Annotated in this window: 13 protein-coding genes; 8 read left to right on the forward strand and 5 right to left on the reverse strand. The window is 56.2% G+C overall.

Annotated features, from left to right (window positions below; translation table 11 throughout):
• The first annotated feature begins 23 nt into the window (after positions 1-23).
• The 3 genes from recQ (at position 24) to Q7C21_RS11955 (ending at position 3,520) form a co-directional block, all read left to right on the forward strand.
• Positions 24-1,853: an ATP-dependent DNA helicase RecQ gene (recQ, locus tag Q7C21_RS11945; protein WP_039658611.1), complete on the forward strand. Its 1,830-nt coding sequence runs from the start codon at positions 24-26 to the stop codon at positions 1,851-1,853.
• A gap of 12 nt (positions 1,854-1,865) precedes the next feature.
• Positions 1,866-2,489 (forward strand): threonine export protein RhtC, encoded by a 624-nt coding sequence (gene rhtC / locus Q7C21_RS11950; RefSeq protein WP_003854380.1) that lies wholly within the window; start codon positions 1,866-1,868, stop codon positions 2,487-2,489.
• A gap of 221 nt (positions 2,490-2,710) precedes the next feature.
• Positions 2,711-3,520, forward strand: coding sequence for a DUF1460 domain-containing protein (locus tag Q7C21_RS11955; RefSeq protein ID WP_140034195.1), 810 nt, complete (start codon positions 2,711-2,713; stop codon positions 3,518-3,520).
• 70 nt (positions 3,521-3,590) lie between these two features.
• Here the strand turns inward: Q7C21_RS11955 and rhtB are convergent, their stop codons facing one another.
• Positions 3,591-4,214: a homoserine/homoserine lactone efflux protein gene (rhtB, locus tag Q7C21_RS11960; RefSeq protein ID WP_003854387.1), complete on the reverse strand. Its 624-nt coding sequence runs from the start codon at positions 4,212-4,214 to the stop codon at positions 3,591-3,593.
• Between the two features lie 112 nt (positions 4,215-4,326).
• Here rhtB and pldB point away from each other — a divergent pair, with 112 nt between their 5' ends.
• Positions 4,327-5,319, forward strand: coding sequence for a lysophospholipase L2 (pldB, locus tag Q7C21_RS11965; RefSeq protein ID WP_105100013.1), 993 nt, complete (start codon positions 4,327-4,329; stop codon positions 5,317-5,319).
• Positions 5,320-5,370: 51 nt separating this feature from the next.
• Complete coding sequence (gene yigL, locus Q7C21_RS11970; RefSeq protein ID WP_003854392.1) at positions 5,371-6,171, forward strand: sugar/pyridoxal phosphate phosphatase YigL; 801 nt, start codon at positions 5,371-5,373, stop codon at positions 6,169-6,171.
• Positions 6,172-6,220: 49 nt separating this feature from the next.
• Here yigL and glpT read toward each other — a convergent pair whose 3' ends face one another.
• Entirely contained in the window at positions 6,221-7,561 is a 1,341-nt protein-coding gene (glpT, locus tag Q7C21_RS11975) for a glycerol-3-phosphate transporter (RefSeq protein ID WP_008926445.1), read from the reverse strand.
• 375 nt (positions 7,562-7,936) lie between these two features.
• Between glpT and Q7C21_RS11980 the strand changes: the two genes are divergently transcribed.
• The gene (locus Q7C21_RS11980) at positions 7,937-8,797 is read left to right on the forward strand and encodes a carboxylate/amino acid/amine transporter (RefSeq protein WP_008926446.1); all 861 of its coding nucleotides are present in this window, start codon (positions 7,937-7,939) and stop codon (positions 8,795-8,797) included.
• Between the two features lie 217 nt (positions 8,798-9,014).
• Here the strand turns inward: Q7C21_RS11980 and Q7C21_RS11985 are convergent, their stop codons facing one another.
• Positions 9,015-9,494, reverse strand: coding sequence for a DUF1456 family protein (locus Q7C21_RS11985; RefSeq protein ID WP_003854397.1), 480 nt, complete (start codon positions 9,492-9,494; stop codon positions 9,015-9,017).
• 83 nt (positions 9,495-9,577) lie between these two features.
• Positions 9,578-10,504, reverse strand: coding sequence for an HTH-type transcriptional regulator MetR (gene metR, locus Q7C21_RS11990; protein WP_003854400.1), 927 nt, complete (start codon positions 10,502-10,504; stop codon positions 9,578-9,580).
• A 144-nt stretch (positions 10,505-10,648) separates the two neighbouring features.
• Between metR and metE the strand changes: the two genes are divergently transcribed.
• Positions 10,649-12,919: a 5-methyltetrahydropteroyltriglutamate--homocysteine S-methyltransferase gene (metE, locus tag Q7C21_RS11995; protein WP_375150743.1), complete on the forward strand. Its 2,271-nt coding sequence runs from the start codon at positions 10,649-10,651 to the stop codon at positions 12,917-12,919.
• 50 nt (positions 12,920-12,969) lie between these two features.
• Here metE and Q7C21_RS12000 read toward each other — a convergent pair whose 3' ends face one another.
• Positions 12,970-13,803: a dienelactone hydrolase family protein gene (locus Q7C21_RS12000; protein WP_008926448.1), complete on the reverse strand. Its 834-nt coding sequence runs from the start codon at positions 13,801-13,803 to the stop codon at positions 12,970-12,972.
• A 304-nt stretch (positions 13,804-14,107) separates the two neighbouring features.
• Here Q7C21_RS12000 and udp point away from each other — a divergent pair, with 304 nt between their 5' ends.
• Positions 14,108-14,869, forward strand: a complete 762-nt coding sequence (gene udp, locus Q7C21_RS12005) for a uridine phosphorylase (RefSeq protein WP_008926449.1) — start codon at positions 14,108-14,110, stop codon at positions 14,867-14,869.
• The last annotated feature ends 7 nt before the right edge of the window (positions 14,870-14,876 follow it).

Below are 14,876 nucleotides of genomic sequence, written 5' to 3' on the forward strand. Positions count from 1 at the left end.
CTCAAACGTAAGACAGGAATCGCGTGGCAACCTCGGCAGTTCTCAATCAGGAAGCGCTGGCGCAGCAGGTATTGCAGGATACCTTCGGCTATCAGCATTTTCGTCCCGGTCAGCAGACGATCATTCATCAGGCGCTAAGCGGGCGCGATTGCCTGGTGGTGATGCCCACTGGCGGAGGGAAATCGCTTTGTTATCAGATTCCGGCGCTGGTGCGCGAGGGACTGACGCTGGTGGTGTCACCGCTGATCTCTCTGATGAAAGATCAGGTCGATCAGCTGCTGGCGAATGGCGTGGCGGCGGCGTATCTCAACTCCACCATGACGCGCGATCAGCAGCAGACGGTGATGGCAGACTGCCGTACCGGTCGGGTTAAGCTACTTTATATCGCTCCCGAACGCCTGATGATGGATAACTTCCTGGAAAGTCTGGCGCACTGGCAGCCCGCGATGCTGGCCGTGGACGAAGCGCACTGCATTTCCCAGTGGGGCCACGATTTCCGTCCGGAATATGGCGCACTCGGAAAGATGCGTCAGCGCTTCCCGGAATTACCGGTGATGGCACTGACCGCGACGGCGGATGAAACCACCCGCAATGACATCGTTAACCTGCTGCACATGCAGGATCCGCTGATCCAGATCAGCAGCTTTGACCGTCCTAATATCCGTTACACGCTGGTGGAGAAATTTAAACCCACCGATCAGCTGCTGCGCTACGTTCAGGATCAGCGCGGTAAGTGCGGCATTATCTACTGCAACAGCCGGGCGAAGGTGGAAGACACCGCCGCGCGTCTGCAAAGCCGTGGATTCAGCGTGGGCGCCTATCATGCCGGAATCGATAGCGAACAGCGTGGCCGGGTGCAGGAAGCGTTTCAACGTGACGATCTGCAAATCGTGGTGGCGACGGTGGCCTTTGGCATGGGTATCAACAAACCCAACGTCCGTTTTGTCGTTCACTTCGATATTCCGCGTAATATTGAGTCCTATTATCAGGAAACCGGCCGGGCCGGACGTGATGGTCTGCCCGCCGAAGCGATGATGCTCTACGATCCGGCCGATATGGCCTGGTTGCGTAAATGCCTCGAAGAGAAAGTGCCAGGGCAGCTGCAGGATATTGAACGCCACAAGCTCAATGCGATGGGCGCGTTTGCGGAAGCGCAGACCTGCCGGCGTCTGGTGCTGCTGAACTATTTTGGCGAGGGTCGCCAGCAGCCATGCGGCAACTGCGATATCTGTCTCGATCCGCCTAAACGCTATGACGGTCTGGTTGAAGCGCAAAAAGCGCTTTCCGGTATCTACCGTGTTGGTCAGCGTTTTGGCATGGGCTATATCGTTGAGGTGCTACGCGGGTCTAATAATCAGCGTATTCGTGAACAGGGTCATGACAAACTGCCGGTTTATGGGCTGGGCAAAGACCAGAGTCACGAACACTGGGTCAGTGTGTTACGTCAGTTAATCCATCTGGGGCTGGTGACGCAGAATATCGCTATGCATTCGGCGTTGCAGTTGACCGAAGCAGCGCGCCCGGTGCTGCGCGGTGAAGTGCCTTTGATGCTGGCAGTGCCGCGATTGATTACTGCGAAAACAAAAAGCAGCAGTCCGGCGAAGTTTCTCGGTGGCAATTACGACCGCAAGCTGTTCGCCAAGCTGCGTAAGCTGCGAAAAGCGATCGCCGACGAAGAGAATATTCCCCCCTATGTGGTGTTCAATGACGCCACACTGATAGAGATGGCAGAACAGATGCCGGTCAGCGCGTCGGAGATGCTCAGCGTCAACGGCGTGGGCCACCGCAAACTGGAGCGCTTTGGCAAACCTTTCCTGGTGATGATCAAAGAGCATCTTGATGATGAAGAATAAAGGACACTGATTATGCTGATGTTATTCGCAACGGTTGCGCTGGTTCATCTGGTGGCATTGATGAGCCCCGGCCCTGATTTCTTTTTCGTATCGCAAACCGCCGCCAGCCGCTCGCGTAAAGAGGCGATGATGGGGGTACTGGGTATTACACTGGGTATCGTTGTCTGGGCGGGCGTGGCGCTGATGGGACTGCACCTGATCCTGGAAAAAATGGCGTGGCTGCATCAGGTCATCATGGTCGGTGGTGGACTCTATCTGTTGTGGATGGGCTGGCAGCTGATGTGTTCGGCACGTCAGCGACACAAACAGCCGCAGCAGGATGAGCCCGTAGTTGAGCTGCCGAAACGCGGAATGAGCTTTCTCAAAGGCCTGCTGACGAACCTGTCGAATCCTAAAGCAATTATTTACTTCGGTAGCGTCTTCTCGCTGTTCGTCGGTGATGATGTGGGTTCGGCAGAGCGCTGGGGCCTGTTCCTGTTGATTATTGGGGAAACCTTTGCCTGGTTTGCCCTGGTCGCGGCTATCTTTGCGCTACCGTGGATCCGCGCTAAATATCAGCGCCTGGCAAAGTGGGTCGATGGCATGGCAGGCGTCCTGTTTGCCGGTTTTGGTATCCACCTGATTATTTCACGTTAAGCGCTGCAATCCCTTTATGCCGGAGAGCGCATTGCGCATCCGGCAAAACTTCATTGCCTGTGGTATCTCTCTGAACTTCACGTGCGTGACGACTGTCACAAACTGCACCTGTTAACGCCCCACTGTTACAACCGCGTATAAATCGTCACCCTTCTTTGATTAATGAAACCTTCACCTCCGGTATGGTCGTATCGACGGACTCTGTTTTCATGGAGATGATAATGAACACAAAACCCCTGTTAGTGTTGTTAATCGCGTTCTGCATCAGCGCCTGCGCCGCGCCTGAGGCTGCCCATTATCGCGTTCCTGACCAGGTGAAGGGAGACAGGATATCGGCCATCCTGGCGCAGTTGCCTCCGGTGTCTGAGCAGCAGCAGGGCGAAAGAATTAACCAGATCTCCGCTGCGTTTCTCGGTACGCCTTATCAGGCGGATACGCTGATCGGCTCGCCCGAAACACCAGAAGCGCTGGTGATCAATTTCAACGGAGTGGATTGTTTCACGCTGCTTGATTACGTTCAGGCGCTAAGCCGCAGCCACGATCGCGCCAGCTTTGAGGCTAACCTGATTCGGACGCGTTACGCGGGCGGAGAGGTCAGCTACCTGAAACGGCGTCACTTTTTTTCCGACTGGTTTGCTGAAAGCCCGCGTAATGCCACTGACATAACCCGCACACTCAGCCCGGATGCGGTGACGGTGGTGAAGCAACTGAATCGTGAGGTCAGCGGAAAAGAAAGGCTGCCCGGTCTGAGTGTGGTTCCCCGACGCATAACTTACATCCCAGCTCGCGCGATCACATCGCAGGTACTGAAGCAGATTCAGACCGGCGATTACATTGGCGTTTATACCAATGCTCAGGGGCTGGATGTGTCGCACGTCGGGATTGCCGTCTGGCATGATGGACGGTTGTGGTTCAGGAACGCCTCTTCGCTGGCCGCTCATCGCAAAGTGGTCGATACGCCATTCAGGGAGTATATGCGATCAAAACCGGGCATTATTGTGTTGCGTGCGGTGCCATTGACCGCGCCGTAGTGTCGCCAGGGAGAGGGGATGTGATGCAGGGAAGGATCGCGCCGACCTCAGCGTGTCGGCGCGTAAGGCCTTACGCGATCTTTCTGGCGCTGGCCAGCAGCGCGCCCACCGCCATAAACAGACCACCGAAAATGCGGTTCATCAACTTCATCTGTTTTGGCCCTTTAATCCAGCCAGCAATCCGCGTTGCCAGAGTGGCGTAGCCAATCATCACGATGATATCGACCACCACGGTGGTCACGCCCAGCACCAGATACTGCATAAACAACGGCTGATGCGGCTGGATAAACTGCGGGAACAGGGCGGCCAGAAAGACGATACTTTTCGGGTTGGTCAGGTTAACCAGCACGGCGCGTTTGAACAGGCGACGACGCGGCATCGCTTTGGCGACCGCATCCAGATCGATGCCACCTGCGGAGCGCCATTGCTGAATACCCAGCCAGACCAGATAGGCTGCACCGGCCCATTTCAGAATTTCAAATGCCAGCAGCGACTGAGAAAACAACGCGCCCAGACCGATACCGACCAGCACGATGTGCAGTGCCAGGCCGACCTGCAAACCGGAGATGGACGCTACCGTGCCGCGATAGCCGTGGCTGATACCGGTACTCATGGTGTTGATTGCGCCGGAACCGGGCGACAGGCTCAGGATTGTGGTTGTAAGCAGATAGGTCAGCCACCATTCGATGGTCATGGGTCAGGCTCTCTTTAGTAGCGGAATTGTGACACAATACGCCAGAAATAAGCGCGACGCTACGGCCTGCGCATGGCATTCATGACTCAGTATCCGGTCATCAGGAGGGCGAATGAATCAACACAAAGCCAGTTGGCTGCGACGTGAAAAAGCCTTTGCTGCCTTCGCCACCGGGCCGCTGCTCGATTTCTGGCACAGTCGTGAAGAACGGGAATTTACCGGCGTAGGAAATCTGACACTGCGCTATGTCCGCTTCACATCGCCGCAACATAAGCGTGTGATCCTGATTGTGCCAGGACGCATCGAGAGTTACATAAAATATCCTGAGCTGGCGTACGATCTGTTTCACTGCGGATTTGATGTGGTGATTCTGGACCATCGCGGTCAGGGGCGTTCCGATCGCCTGCTGGAAGATACACACCGTGGTCACGTAGCGGAATTTACCCATTATGTCGACGATCTTGAAACGCTCTATCTTAAAGAGATTGTCAGCGGTCACTATCAGCAGCGCTATGCGCTGGCTCACTCGATGGGTGGCGCAATCTTAACGCTGTTCCTGGCGCGTCAGCCGCAGGCGTTTCATGCGGCAGCGTTAGTGGCGCCGATGTTTGGCATTGCCTTGCCGCTGCCCTCATTTCTGGCCCATCGGCTTCTTGACTGGGCGGAGAAACGTCCGGCTATGCGCGATGGCTATGCGCTCGGCACCGGACGCTGGCGCGCGCACCCGTTTGGCATTAACCGGCTGACGCACAGCACCGAGCGTTACCGGCGAAACCTGCGATTTTATGCGGACGATCCGGCGATTCGCGTCGGCGGGCCAACCTACCACTGGGTGCGTGAAGGCATCCATGCCGGTCGCAATATTATCAGTCAGGTCGATAAGATCACCACGCCGCTACTGCTGTTACAGGCCAGCGACGATCGGGTGGTCGACAATCGTTCACAGGATCTGTTTTGTGCCGCAATGGCCGCGGCGGGTCATCCGTGTGAGGGCAATAAGCCACGGGTGATCGAGGGTGCGCGTCATGAGATCCTGTTTGAAAAGGATGAGATGCGCGCCGAAGCACTCAATGCAGTGGTCGACTTTTTTTCATCGCACCACTGACGTTTTTTATCCGACCGGTTAAACCGGCAGAACCAGATACCCGAGGTTTTCATGTATCACATCGTTGCATCCGATCTGGATGGCACGCTGCTTTCTCCCGAACATCGTCTGACCCCTTTTGCGCGTGAAACACTGCAGCAGCTGGTCGCGAAAGATATTCACTTTGTGTTCGCCACTGGCCGTCATCATATTGATGTCGGACAGATGCGCGACAGCCTGGCCATTCCTGCCTATATGATCACCTCAAACGGCGCGCGCGTGCACAACGCACAGGGCGAACTGGTGTTCAGTCATAATCTGGATGAGGACATCGCCAGCGATCTGTTTGGTCTGCAGTATCATCACAGCGATATTCTGACGCACGTTTACCGCGACGATGAGTGGTTTGTCAGCCGTTCAAGCCCGGCGGAGCAGGACTATTTCCGCGAGTCGGTCTTCAACTATCAGGTCTATGAGCCGGGTCTGTTGCCTACTGATAACATCAGCAAGGTTTTCTTCACCTGCGAAAATCCTGAGCATCTGATTCCGATGGAGCAGGCGATTGAAGCGCGCTGGGGCGACCGGGTTAATGTCAGTTTCTCGCTGCCCACCTGTCTGGAAGTGATGGCGGGCGGCGTGTCGAAAGGGCATGCGCTGGAGGCGGTCGCGAAGACGCTGGGCCATACGCTGAAAAGCTGTATCGCTTTTGGCGACGGCATGAATGATGTGGAGATGCTGAGTATGGCGGGTAAAGGCTTTATCATGCAGAACGCCCATCAGCGGTTGAAAGATACGCTGCCAGCGCTGGATGTGATTGGGTCGAATGCCGATGATGCGGTGCCGCAGATGCTTCGCACGCTCTATCTGGCTTAAGCCGTCAGCGTAAAACAGGGCCGGTTATCCGGCCCTGTTTTTATGGCCGTCAGGCGAGGGTCTTTTTGTGCTTGTGTTCGCTGACCATGGTCAGTAACAGCAGAATAACCGCCAGCACGCAGCCCGCAATCATCACCATGAAGCCGCCGTCCCAGCCGAAATAATCGACGGTGTAACCGACAATGGCGCTGGCCGCCACCGATCCGCCCAGATAGCCGAACAGGCCGGTGAAGCCCGCTGCCGTGCCCGCCGCTTTTTTCGGTGCCAGTTCCAGAGCATGCAGACCAATCAGCATCACCGGGCCGTAGATCAGGAAGCCAATCACGATCATGCAGGCCATGTCGACGCCAGGATTACCCGCCGGGTTGAGCCAGTAGATCACAGTTGCAATGGTCACCAGCGTCATAAAGAACACCCCGGTTGCACCGCGATTGCCGCGGAACACTTTGTCCGACATCCAGCCACAGAGCAGCGTGCCCGGAATCCCCGCATATTCATACATGAAGTAGGCCCACGACGATTTATCCAGCGTGAAGTGTTTTACTTCGCGCAGATAGGTCGGCGACCAGTCGAGAATGCCGTAGCGCAGCAGATAAACAAAGACGTTGGCCAGTGCGATGTACCACAGCAACTTGTTTGGCAGCACATACTTCATGAAGATCTGTTTTGCCGTCAGCTCCTCTTCGTGGCTGGCATCGTAATCAGGCGGATAGTCGTTTTTGTACTCTTCAATCGGCGGCAGACCACAGGATTGTGGGGTGTCGCGCATCAGCGCAAAGGCCAGAATCGCAATAGCAATCGCGCCAAACGCCGGCATGTAGAGTGCTGCTTTCCAGTCGTTGAACCACGCCATACCGAGCAGGAACAGCAGAGGCGGAATACCGCCGCCTACGTTATGCGCACAGTTCCAGATCGATACGATGCCGCCGCGCTCTTTCTGCGACCACCAGTGAACCATGGTGCGGCCACAGGGCGGCCAGCCCATGCCCTGAAACCAGCCACAGACAAACAGCAGTACGAACATCACCATGATGCTGGAGGTCGCCCAGGGAACGAATCCCATAATCAGCATCACCGCCGCGGCCAGAATCAGACCAGCCGGTAAGAAGACGCGCGGATTTGATCGGTCAGAGACCGAGCCCATGATGAATTTTGAAAAGCCGTAGGCAATGGAGATGCCGGATAAGGCAAAACCGAGATCGCCACGTGAAAAACCCTGCTCCACCAGATAGGGCATGGCGAGTGCGAAGTTTTTCCTGACCAGATAGTAGGCCGCGTAACCAAAGAAGATCCCGATGAAAATTTGCCAGCGCAGGCGACGGTAGAGCGGATCGACATGATCCTCCGCCACCTGCGGCTGACGTGGTGCAGGTTTAAAAATGCTCAGCATCAGTGAGGCCCTCCAGGGCACATTATGGTTTTTTATTCCCAGCAGGTTGGGGCAGGAAAAGAGCAGAAAAAAATGGACGCAGGATGTTCCATTTCGCGCAAAGAATAGTGTTAGTTGCGCAACGTTACTGTGATGAGTGACACATTTGTTACATTTTTATTACAGTTGAGAGCGAATATGATCATCCGATGGATCATTTCGCGCATTTTATCTGGCATAAAACCCATTCCGGCACCGCTTATGTCAGTAAGTGTAAACAAGTCATTTTTCGGGCGTTTTAATCGCCTGGTTAGTAATCAGATGTCAACCAGATTTAACAGCCTGAGGGCTGCACATTGTTTACACTGACGGCCTGTTTATTTCGGGATCGTCACCGTGTTTTTATTGATTATTACCACCATTCTGTGGGCCTTTTCGTTCAGCCTGATTGGCGAGTATCTTGCCGGTCAGGTAGACAGCTGGTTCTCTGTGCTCATGCGTCTGGCGCTTGCTGCGCTGGTGTTTCTCCCTTTCCTGCGCTGGCGCGGCCATCGCCCTTCGACATTGCTGCTTTATATGCTGGTGGGGATGTTGCAGCTGGGCGTGATGTATCTGCTGAGCTTCGAAGCCTATCTCTACCTGAGCGTGTCGGAGTTCCTGCTGTTTACGGTGATGACCCCGCTCTACGTGACGCTGATTTATGATCTGATCAGCCGCCGTCCACTGCGCATCGGCTATATCTTCAGTGCGTTGCTGGCGGTGGCAGGCGCGGCCATTATTCGCTATGACAAAGTCAGCGATCATTTCTGGTTTGGCCTGCTGTTAGTGCAGCTGGCAAACATCTGCTTTGCGGCGGGAATGGTAGGTTATAAGCGTCTGCAGGAGACCCGACCCATGCCGCAGCATACCGCTTTCTCCTGGTTCTATCTGGGGGCAGTGTTGATTGCGGTGATCGCCTGGTGTGCCTGGGGTAACCCGCAGAAGTTGCCGACGACTTCATTGCAGTGGGGCATTCTGATCTGGCTGGGGGTGGCAGCTTCCGGTCTCGGCTATTTTATGTGGAATTACGGTGCGACGCAGGTCGATGCCGGTACGCTGGGCATTATGAATAACATGCACGTTCCCGCCGGTCTGCTGGTGAATCTGGCTATCTGGCAGGAAAAGCCGCACTGGCCGAGCTTTATTGCGGGCGCGCTGGTGATCCTCGCCTCACTGTGGGTGCATAAGCGGTGGGTGGTGGGGCGTAGTGACCGGTAATCATTAGGTGCTGGGACAAACCGTTGCTGTAGCCGGACTGCGGCCTCCCGGGCTGGCGCGTCCGATCGCGAAGGAAACTCACCTCCCTGTGGATCGGCCGGGCCATCCCTGGCCCGGACGCTTCGCTCTTCAGACGCGCCAGCCCTGGAGACTTAACAGCATCATCGCAGTTGAACAAAGGACTCAGAGCGAATATGAAGGAGGGGATGGCGCCATATCAGGCAGGCTTCTCACTCTTAGGACGCTGAATCATCGCCAGCCCTTTCAGGAAGTTCCGCAGAATCTGGTCGCCGCACTCGCGGTAGTTCTTATGATCCGGTTTGCGGAAAATCGCGCCAATCTCAGCCTGTGAAACAGTAAAATTCACGCGCTTCAGGACATCAGGAATGTCGGTGGTTTTCAGATCAAAAGCGATGCGCAGCTTTCTCATGAAGATATTGTTAGTCATCTTGCGTTCTATGGACGGCGCGGGCGCATCTTCACTTTTGCCACGACGGTAAAAGATCAGGCCATTCAGAAAATAACCCATCAGCACATCCGGGCAGGGACGAAACGCAGCATCGTCATCTTTTTTCAGCCACGCCTGAATATCCGCTACCGGCACGTCACATTGCGCCAGCGCAAAAATCTCCACCATTTTGGCATCGCTCAGATTGAGCATGTAGCGCACGCTGCGCAGAATATCATTGTTAGTCATGGTGAGATCTTCTCATGTTCAGTCGACAGGCTGCGCATTATAGGGGATTTCGCCCGCGTTCGCGCAGGTTTGTGCCCGCCGGATTACCGCTGTAATACTGCACCGGGCAGCGCGGCGTCGCGCACAAATGGCAGATGCTCGCAGGCGTGCTGACGGGCAAAGCGGATAAAGGCTTCCAGCACAGGCTGACGCTGCTCGCCTTCGCGCACGGCGGCATAAAGACGGCTCCAGAGGCCATCGCCCAGCGTGCGGGTAACGACCAGACCCTGCTTCTCAAAACTCTCCACCACCCAGTGCGGCAGTGCGGCAATCCCCATGCGCGCCGACACCATCTGAATCATCAGCAGGGTGTTATCCACACTTTTCAGAGCCGGACTCACGCCCGCTGGCTGCAGGAAGTGACGCCAGATATCCAGACGCTGACGCTGAACCGGATAGATCATTAACACTTCATCGGCCAAATCTTCTGGCGAAATCTGCTCAACCTGCGCCAGCGGGTGGTCCGTCGCCAGTACCAGCCGCACTTCATAATCAAACATCGGCGAGTAGAACAGGCCCGAGCGCGCCAGAATGTCGGAGGTCAGCACCACATCCAGCTCACCCTGTTGCAGAGCGGGCTGCGGATCAAAGGTCACGCCTGATTTGAAATCCATCACCACCTGCGGCCAGCTCTGGCGGAACTTGTCCAGCGCGGGAGTCAGCCACTGAATGCAGCTGTGACACTCAATCGCCACCCGCAGCGTGGTCTGATGCGGCTCATGACAGGCCTGCAACGCCTGCTGAATCTGCGGCAGCACCTGCTCAGCCAGCTGCAGCAGAATATCCCCCTGCGGCGTAAAGCGTAGCGGCTGACTTTTACGCACGAACAGGCGGAATCCCAGCCGCTGCTCCAGATCGCTGAACTGATGAGACAACGCCGATTGCGTCTGATGAAGCTGGGCCGCCGCCGCCGCCAGCGATCCCGTATTGCGCAGAGCCTGAAGCGTCCGCAGGTGCTTGAGTTCGATCATGAGAGTCCTTCACATCGAAAATGAACATATTGCGCTTGAGAGACATACAGTACCCGCAGATTATAGCAGTGTAAACATCTGGACGGCTAAACATCTTTGGCTGCCCATTTTAGCCAAAGTGAAAGATTATCTGGAGAACAGCACATGACTATCCTCAACCATACCCTCGGCTTTCCCCGCATTGGTCTGCGCCGTGAACTGAAAAAAGCACTGGAGAGTTACTGGGCAGGCGACAGCACGCAGCAGGCACTACTGGCGACGGGCCGCGAGCTGCGGGCGCGACACTGGCAACAGCAGAAAGAGGCGGGCGTCGATCTGCTGCCGGTCGGCGATTTCGCCTGGTATGATCATGTGCTGACCACCAGCCTGCTGCTGGGCAATGTGCCTGCACGTCATCAGAACACAGAGGGCACCGTTGATCTGGATACGCTGTTTCGCGTGGGGCGCGGGCGTGCGCCGACCGGCGAACCCGCGGCGGCGGCAGAAATGACCAAATGGTTTAACACCAACTATCACTTCATCGTGCCGGAATTTACTCAGGGCCAGACATTTAAACTGAGCTGGACTCAGCTGCTGGACGAGGTTGATGAGGCGCTGGCGCTGGGCCATAACATTAAGCCGGTGCTGCTCGGGCCGGTGACGTATCTGTGGCTGGGTAAAGTCAAAGGTGAACCCTTTGAACGTCTGTCGCTGCTGGCGGCGATTTTGCCGGTCTATCAGCAGGTGCTGGCGGAACTGGCAAAGCGCGGCATCGAATGGGTACAGATTGATGAACCCGCCCTGGCGCTGGAGCTGCCGCAGACCTGGCGCGACGCCTTTCAGCTGGCGTATGACGCTCTGCAGGGCCACAGCAAGCTGCTGCTGACCACCTATTTTGACAGCATCGGCCAGAACATTGATGTGATTCGTGCGCTGCCGGTGCAGGGCCTGCATGTCGATCTGGTCCATGGCAATGATGATATTAAGCAGCTGAATCAGCAACTCCCCGCCAGCTGGCTGCTGTCGCTGGGCGTGATCAACGGACGTAACGTCTGGCGCGCCGATCTGAGCCGCTGGTTCAGTCGCCTGCAACCGCTGACCAGAGAGCGTGAGCAGCTGTGGATTGGATCTTCCTGCTCACTGCTGCACAGCCCGATCGACCTGAGTGTCGAGACCCGCCTGGATGACGAAGTCAAAAGCTGGTTCGCCTTTGCGCTGCAGAAATGTGCTGAGCTCTCGCTGCTGAGTCAGGCTCTGAACAACAATGATGCGGCGTCGCTGGACGCCTGGAGCGCGCCGGTGCAGGCCCGTGCTCACTCCCGACGGGTGCATAATGCGGCGGTGGGGCAGCGTCTGGAGGCCATCACGCCACAGCACAGTGAGCGGCAGAGTGCTTACCCGGTTCGCGCCGTCCTGCAGCGTCAGCGTTTCAATCTGCCCGCCTGGCCCACCACCACCATTGGCTCTTTTCCACAGACCACTGAAATTCGCGGCCTGCGTCTCGACTTTAAACAGGGCCGTCTTGACAGCAGTCATTACCGCACCGGCATCGCAGAGCACATTAAACAGGCGATTACCGAGCAGGAGCGGCTGGGGCTGGATGTGCTGGTGCATGGTGAAGCAGAACGTAACGATATGGTTGAGTACTTCGGCGAGCATCTGGACGGCTTTGTCTTTACCCAGAACGGCTGGGTGCAGAGCTACGGTTCTCGCTGTGTGAAACCGCCTGTCATTATTGGCGATATCAGTCGCCCGGAGGCGATCACTGTGGAGTGGGCCCGCTATGCCCAGTCGCTGACGGACAAGCCGGTAAAAGGGATGCTGACCGGTCCGGTGACGATTCTCTGCTGGTCATTCCCGCGTGAAGATGTGTCACGTGAAATCATCGCTAAGCAGATCGCGCTGGCGCTGCGTGATGAAGTGGAAGATCTGGAGAAGGCGGGCATCGGGATTATTCAGATTGATGAGCCTGCGCTGCGTGAAGGTCTGCCCCTGCATCAGTCTGAGTGGGCGACCTATCTGAACTGGGCCGTTGAAGCGTTCCGGCTGAATGCTGCGGTGGCGCGGGATGAAACCCAGATTCACACGCATATGTGTTACTGCGAGTTTAACGACATTATGGACGCCATCGCAGCCCTGGATGCAGATGTCATCACGATCGAAACTTCGCGTTCTGACATGGACCTGCTAGAGTCGTTTGAAGATTTCGAGTATCCGAATGAAATCGGGCCCGGCGTCTATGATATTCACTCCCCCAATGTTCCCAGCGTGGAGTGGATAGAAGCACTGTTGCTGAAGGCGGCGAAACGGATTCCGGAAACACGTCTTTGGGTAAACCCGGACTGCGGTCTGAAGACGCGTGGCTGGACGGAGACGCGTCAGGCGCTGGCGAATATGGTGACGGCGGCGAAGAAACTGCGTGGTGAGACGGCGTAGGAATGGGGCCGGTGGGTAAAATCAGGGGCGCAGAAGCGCCCCTTTTTCATTTATTTTGATGCCACACCATACTGCCTGAACCAGGCCAGCATGCGTTGCCAGCCATCATTCGCTGATTCAGCATGATAGCTCGGACGGTAATCAGCATTAAACGCATGTCCCGCTTCGGGATAGACGATGATCTCGGCGGTTGCATTGGCGGCATGCAGCGCCTGACGCATCTGCTCGACGCTCTCCAGTGGAATGCCGTCATCCTGACCACCATACAAACCTAACACCGGGGCACTCAAGTCGACCGCAATATCAATAGGATGCTTCTGCTGCTTCAGCGTACGCTCACCGGTCAGTCGCCCGTACCAGGCAACCGCGGCGCGCAGCTGTGGGTTATGCGCGGCGTAGAGCCAGCTGATGCGGCCACCCCAGCAAAAACCGGTGATGCCCATGCGACGGATATCACCGCCATTGCGCGCCGCCCAGTTTGCGGCATGATCGAGGTCAGCCAGCACCTGAGTGTCAGGGACTTTACTGACCAGCTCGCTGAATAGCGTCGGGATATCATTGTATTCAGAAGGATCGCCCTCGCGGAAATAGAGCTCGGGCGCGATCGCCAGATAGCCTTCCAGCGCAAGACGACGGCAGATATCCCGGATGTGTTCATGCACACCAAAGATTTCCTGCACCACCAGGACAACAGGCAACGGGCCTTCCGCTGAGTGAGGCTTTGCAAAAAATGCCGGCATGTTTTCGCCCTGGCTGGGAACCGAGGTTTCACCTGCATGAATGGCCGGGCTTTCGGTAATGATGGTCGTAGAGGCGGTGGGCTGCACGGCAGGGGCAAAGCCGCCCGTCGCCGGTTTTTGTGCCATATTATCACTGGGTTTCATTATTCTCTCCGTGCAAGCATTTGCGCAATCACGTAACTATAGCCTGGCGACAAAGCATATGCGCCAGGTGTCGGGTAACAGAATCAGCAGCGAATAAAATCATCCTCCTCTTTAACATTGCGCTGACCCGGACACAGCCTCGCGAAGAGCTATCGGGACCAGGAAGATGTTATTGTGTGATATCAATCACATTTCATCTGGCTGGAAATGTAACTTTCATTTTCTTAAGTGAATGCTGTCACATATTTATCGGGCGTGCTGGCGTAGAGTGGCGCGATACCTTCCCTTAACAGGAGTCTGAAAAATGACACAGTCTGACGTTTTCCATCTTGGCCTGACTAAAGCCGATCTGCAGGGCGCCACCCTGGCGATTGTGCCGGGCGATCCGGAGCGTGTGAAGAAAATTGCCGGACTGATGGAAGATGCCACGCATCTCGCCTCACACCGTGAATTTACTTCATGGCTGGCAAAAATTGATGGTAAACCCGTTGTGGTCTGCTCAACCGGTATTGGCGGTCCTTCAACGTCGATTGCGGTGGAAGAGCTGGCACAGCTCGGCGTGCGCACCTTCCTGCGTGTCGGGACCACTGGCGCGATCCAGCCACATATCAATGTTGGCGATGTACTGGTGACCACCGCATCGGTTCGTCTGGACGGGGCCAGCCTGCATTTTGCGCCGATGGAGTTCCCGGCAGTGGCAGATTTTGCCTGTACCACCGCACTGGTTGCTGCCGCAGAAGCCTGTGGCGCGAAGACCCATATCGGTATCACCGCCTCATCTGACACCTTCTATCCGGGCCAGGAGCGTTACGACACTGTTTCAGGCCGCGTCGTCAGCCGCTTTAAAGGTTCGATGAAAGAGTGGCAGGAGATGGGTGTACTTAACTATGAGATGGAATCCGCTACACTGTTAACCATGTGCGCCAGCCAGGGTCTGCGAGCCGGCATGGTGGCGGGCGTGATTGTGAACCGCACGCAGAAAGAGATCCCGGATGCGGTCACCATGAAACAGACAGAAAGTGACGCAGTGAAGATTGTGGTCGAAGCGGCGCGTCGCTTGCTGTAGGCCGCGT

It is taken from the genome of Pantoea sp. ANP04 (assembly GCF_041982285.1).
Classification (GTDB): Bacteria; Pseudomonadota; Gammaproteobacteria; order Enterobacterales; family Enterobacteriaceae; genus Pantoea; species Pantoea eucalypti.

Bases quoted from the DNA above. Each gene is read 5' to 3' on its own strand.
- rhtC (WP_003854380.1), top strand. From the start codon at position 1,866: ATGCTGATGTTATTCGCAACGGTTGCGCTGGTTCATCTGGTGGCATTG.
- Q7C21_RS11955 (WP_140034195.1), top strand. From the start codon at position 2,711: ATGAACACAAAACCCCTGTTAGTGTTGTTAATCGCGTTCTGCATCAGC.
- rhtB (WP_003854387.1), bottom strand. From the start codon at position 4,214: ATGACCATCGAATGGTGGCTGACCTATCTGCTTACAACCACAATCCTG.
- pldB (WP_105100013.1), top strand. From the start codon at position 4,327: ATGAATCAACACAAAGCCAGTTGGCTGCGACGTGAAAAAGCCTTTGCT.
- yigL (WP_003854392.1), top strand. From the start codon at position 5,371: ATGTATCACATCGTTGCATCCGATCTGGATGGCACGCTGCTTTCTCCC.
- glpT (WP_008926445.1), bottom strand. From the start codon at position 7,561: ATGCTGAGCATTTTTAAACCTGCACCACGTCAGCCGCAGGTGGCGGAG.
- Q7C21_RS11985 (WP_003854397.1), bottom strand. From the start codon at position 9,494: ATGACTAACAATGATATTCTGCGCAGCGTGCGCTACATGCTCAATCTG.
- metR (WP_003854400.1), bottom strand. From the start codon at position 10,504: ATGATCGAACTCAAGCACCTGCGGACGCTTCAGGCTCTGCGCAATACG.
- metE (WP_375150743.1), top strand. From the start codon at position 10,649: ATGACTATCCTCAACCATACCCTCGGCTTTCCCCGCATTGGTCTGCGC.
- Q7C21_RS12000 (WP_008926448.1), bottom strand. From the start codon at position 13,803: ATGAAACCCAGTGATAATATGGCACAAAAACCGGCGACGGGCGGCTTT.
- udp (WP_008926449.1), top strand. From the start codon at position 14,108: ATGACACAGTCTGACGTTTTCCATCTTGGCCTGACTAAAGCCGATCTG.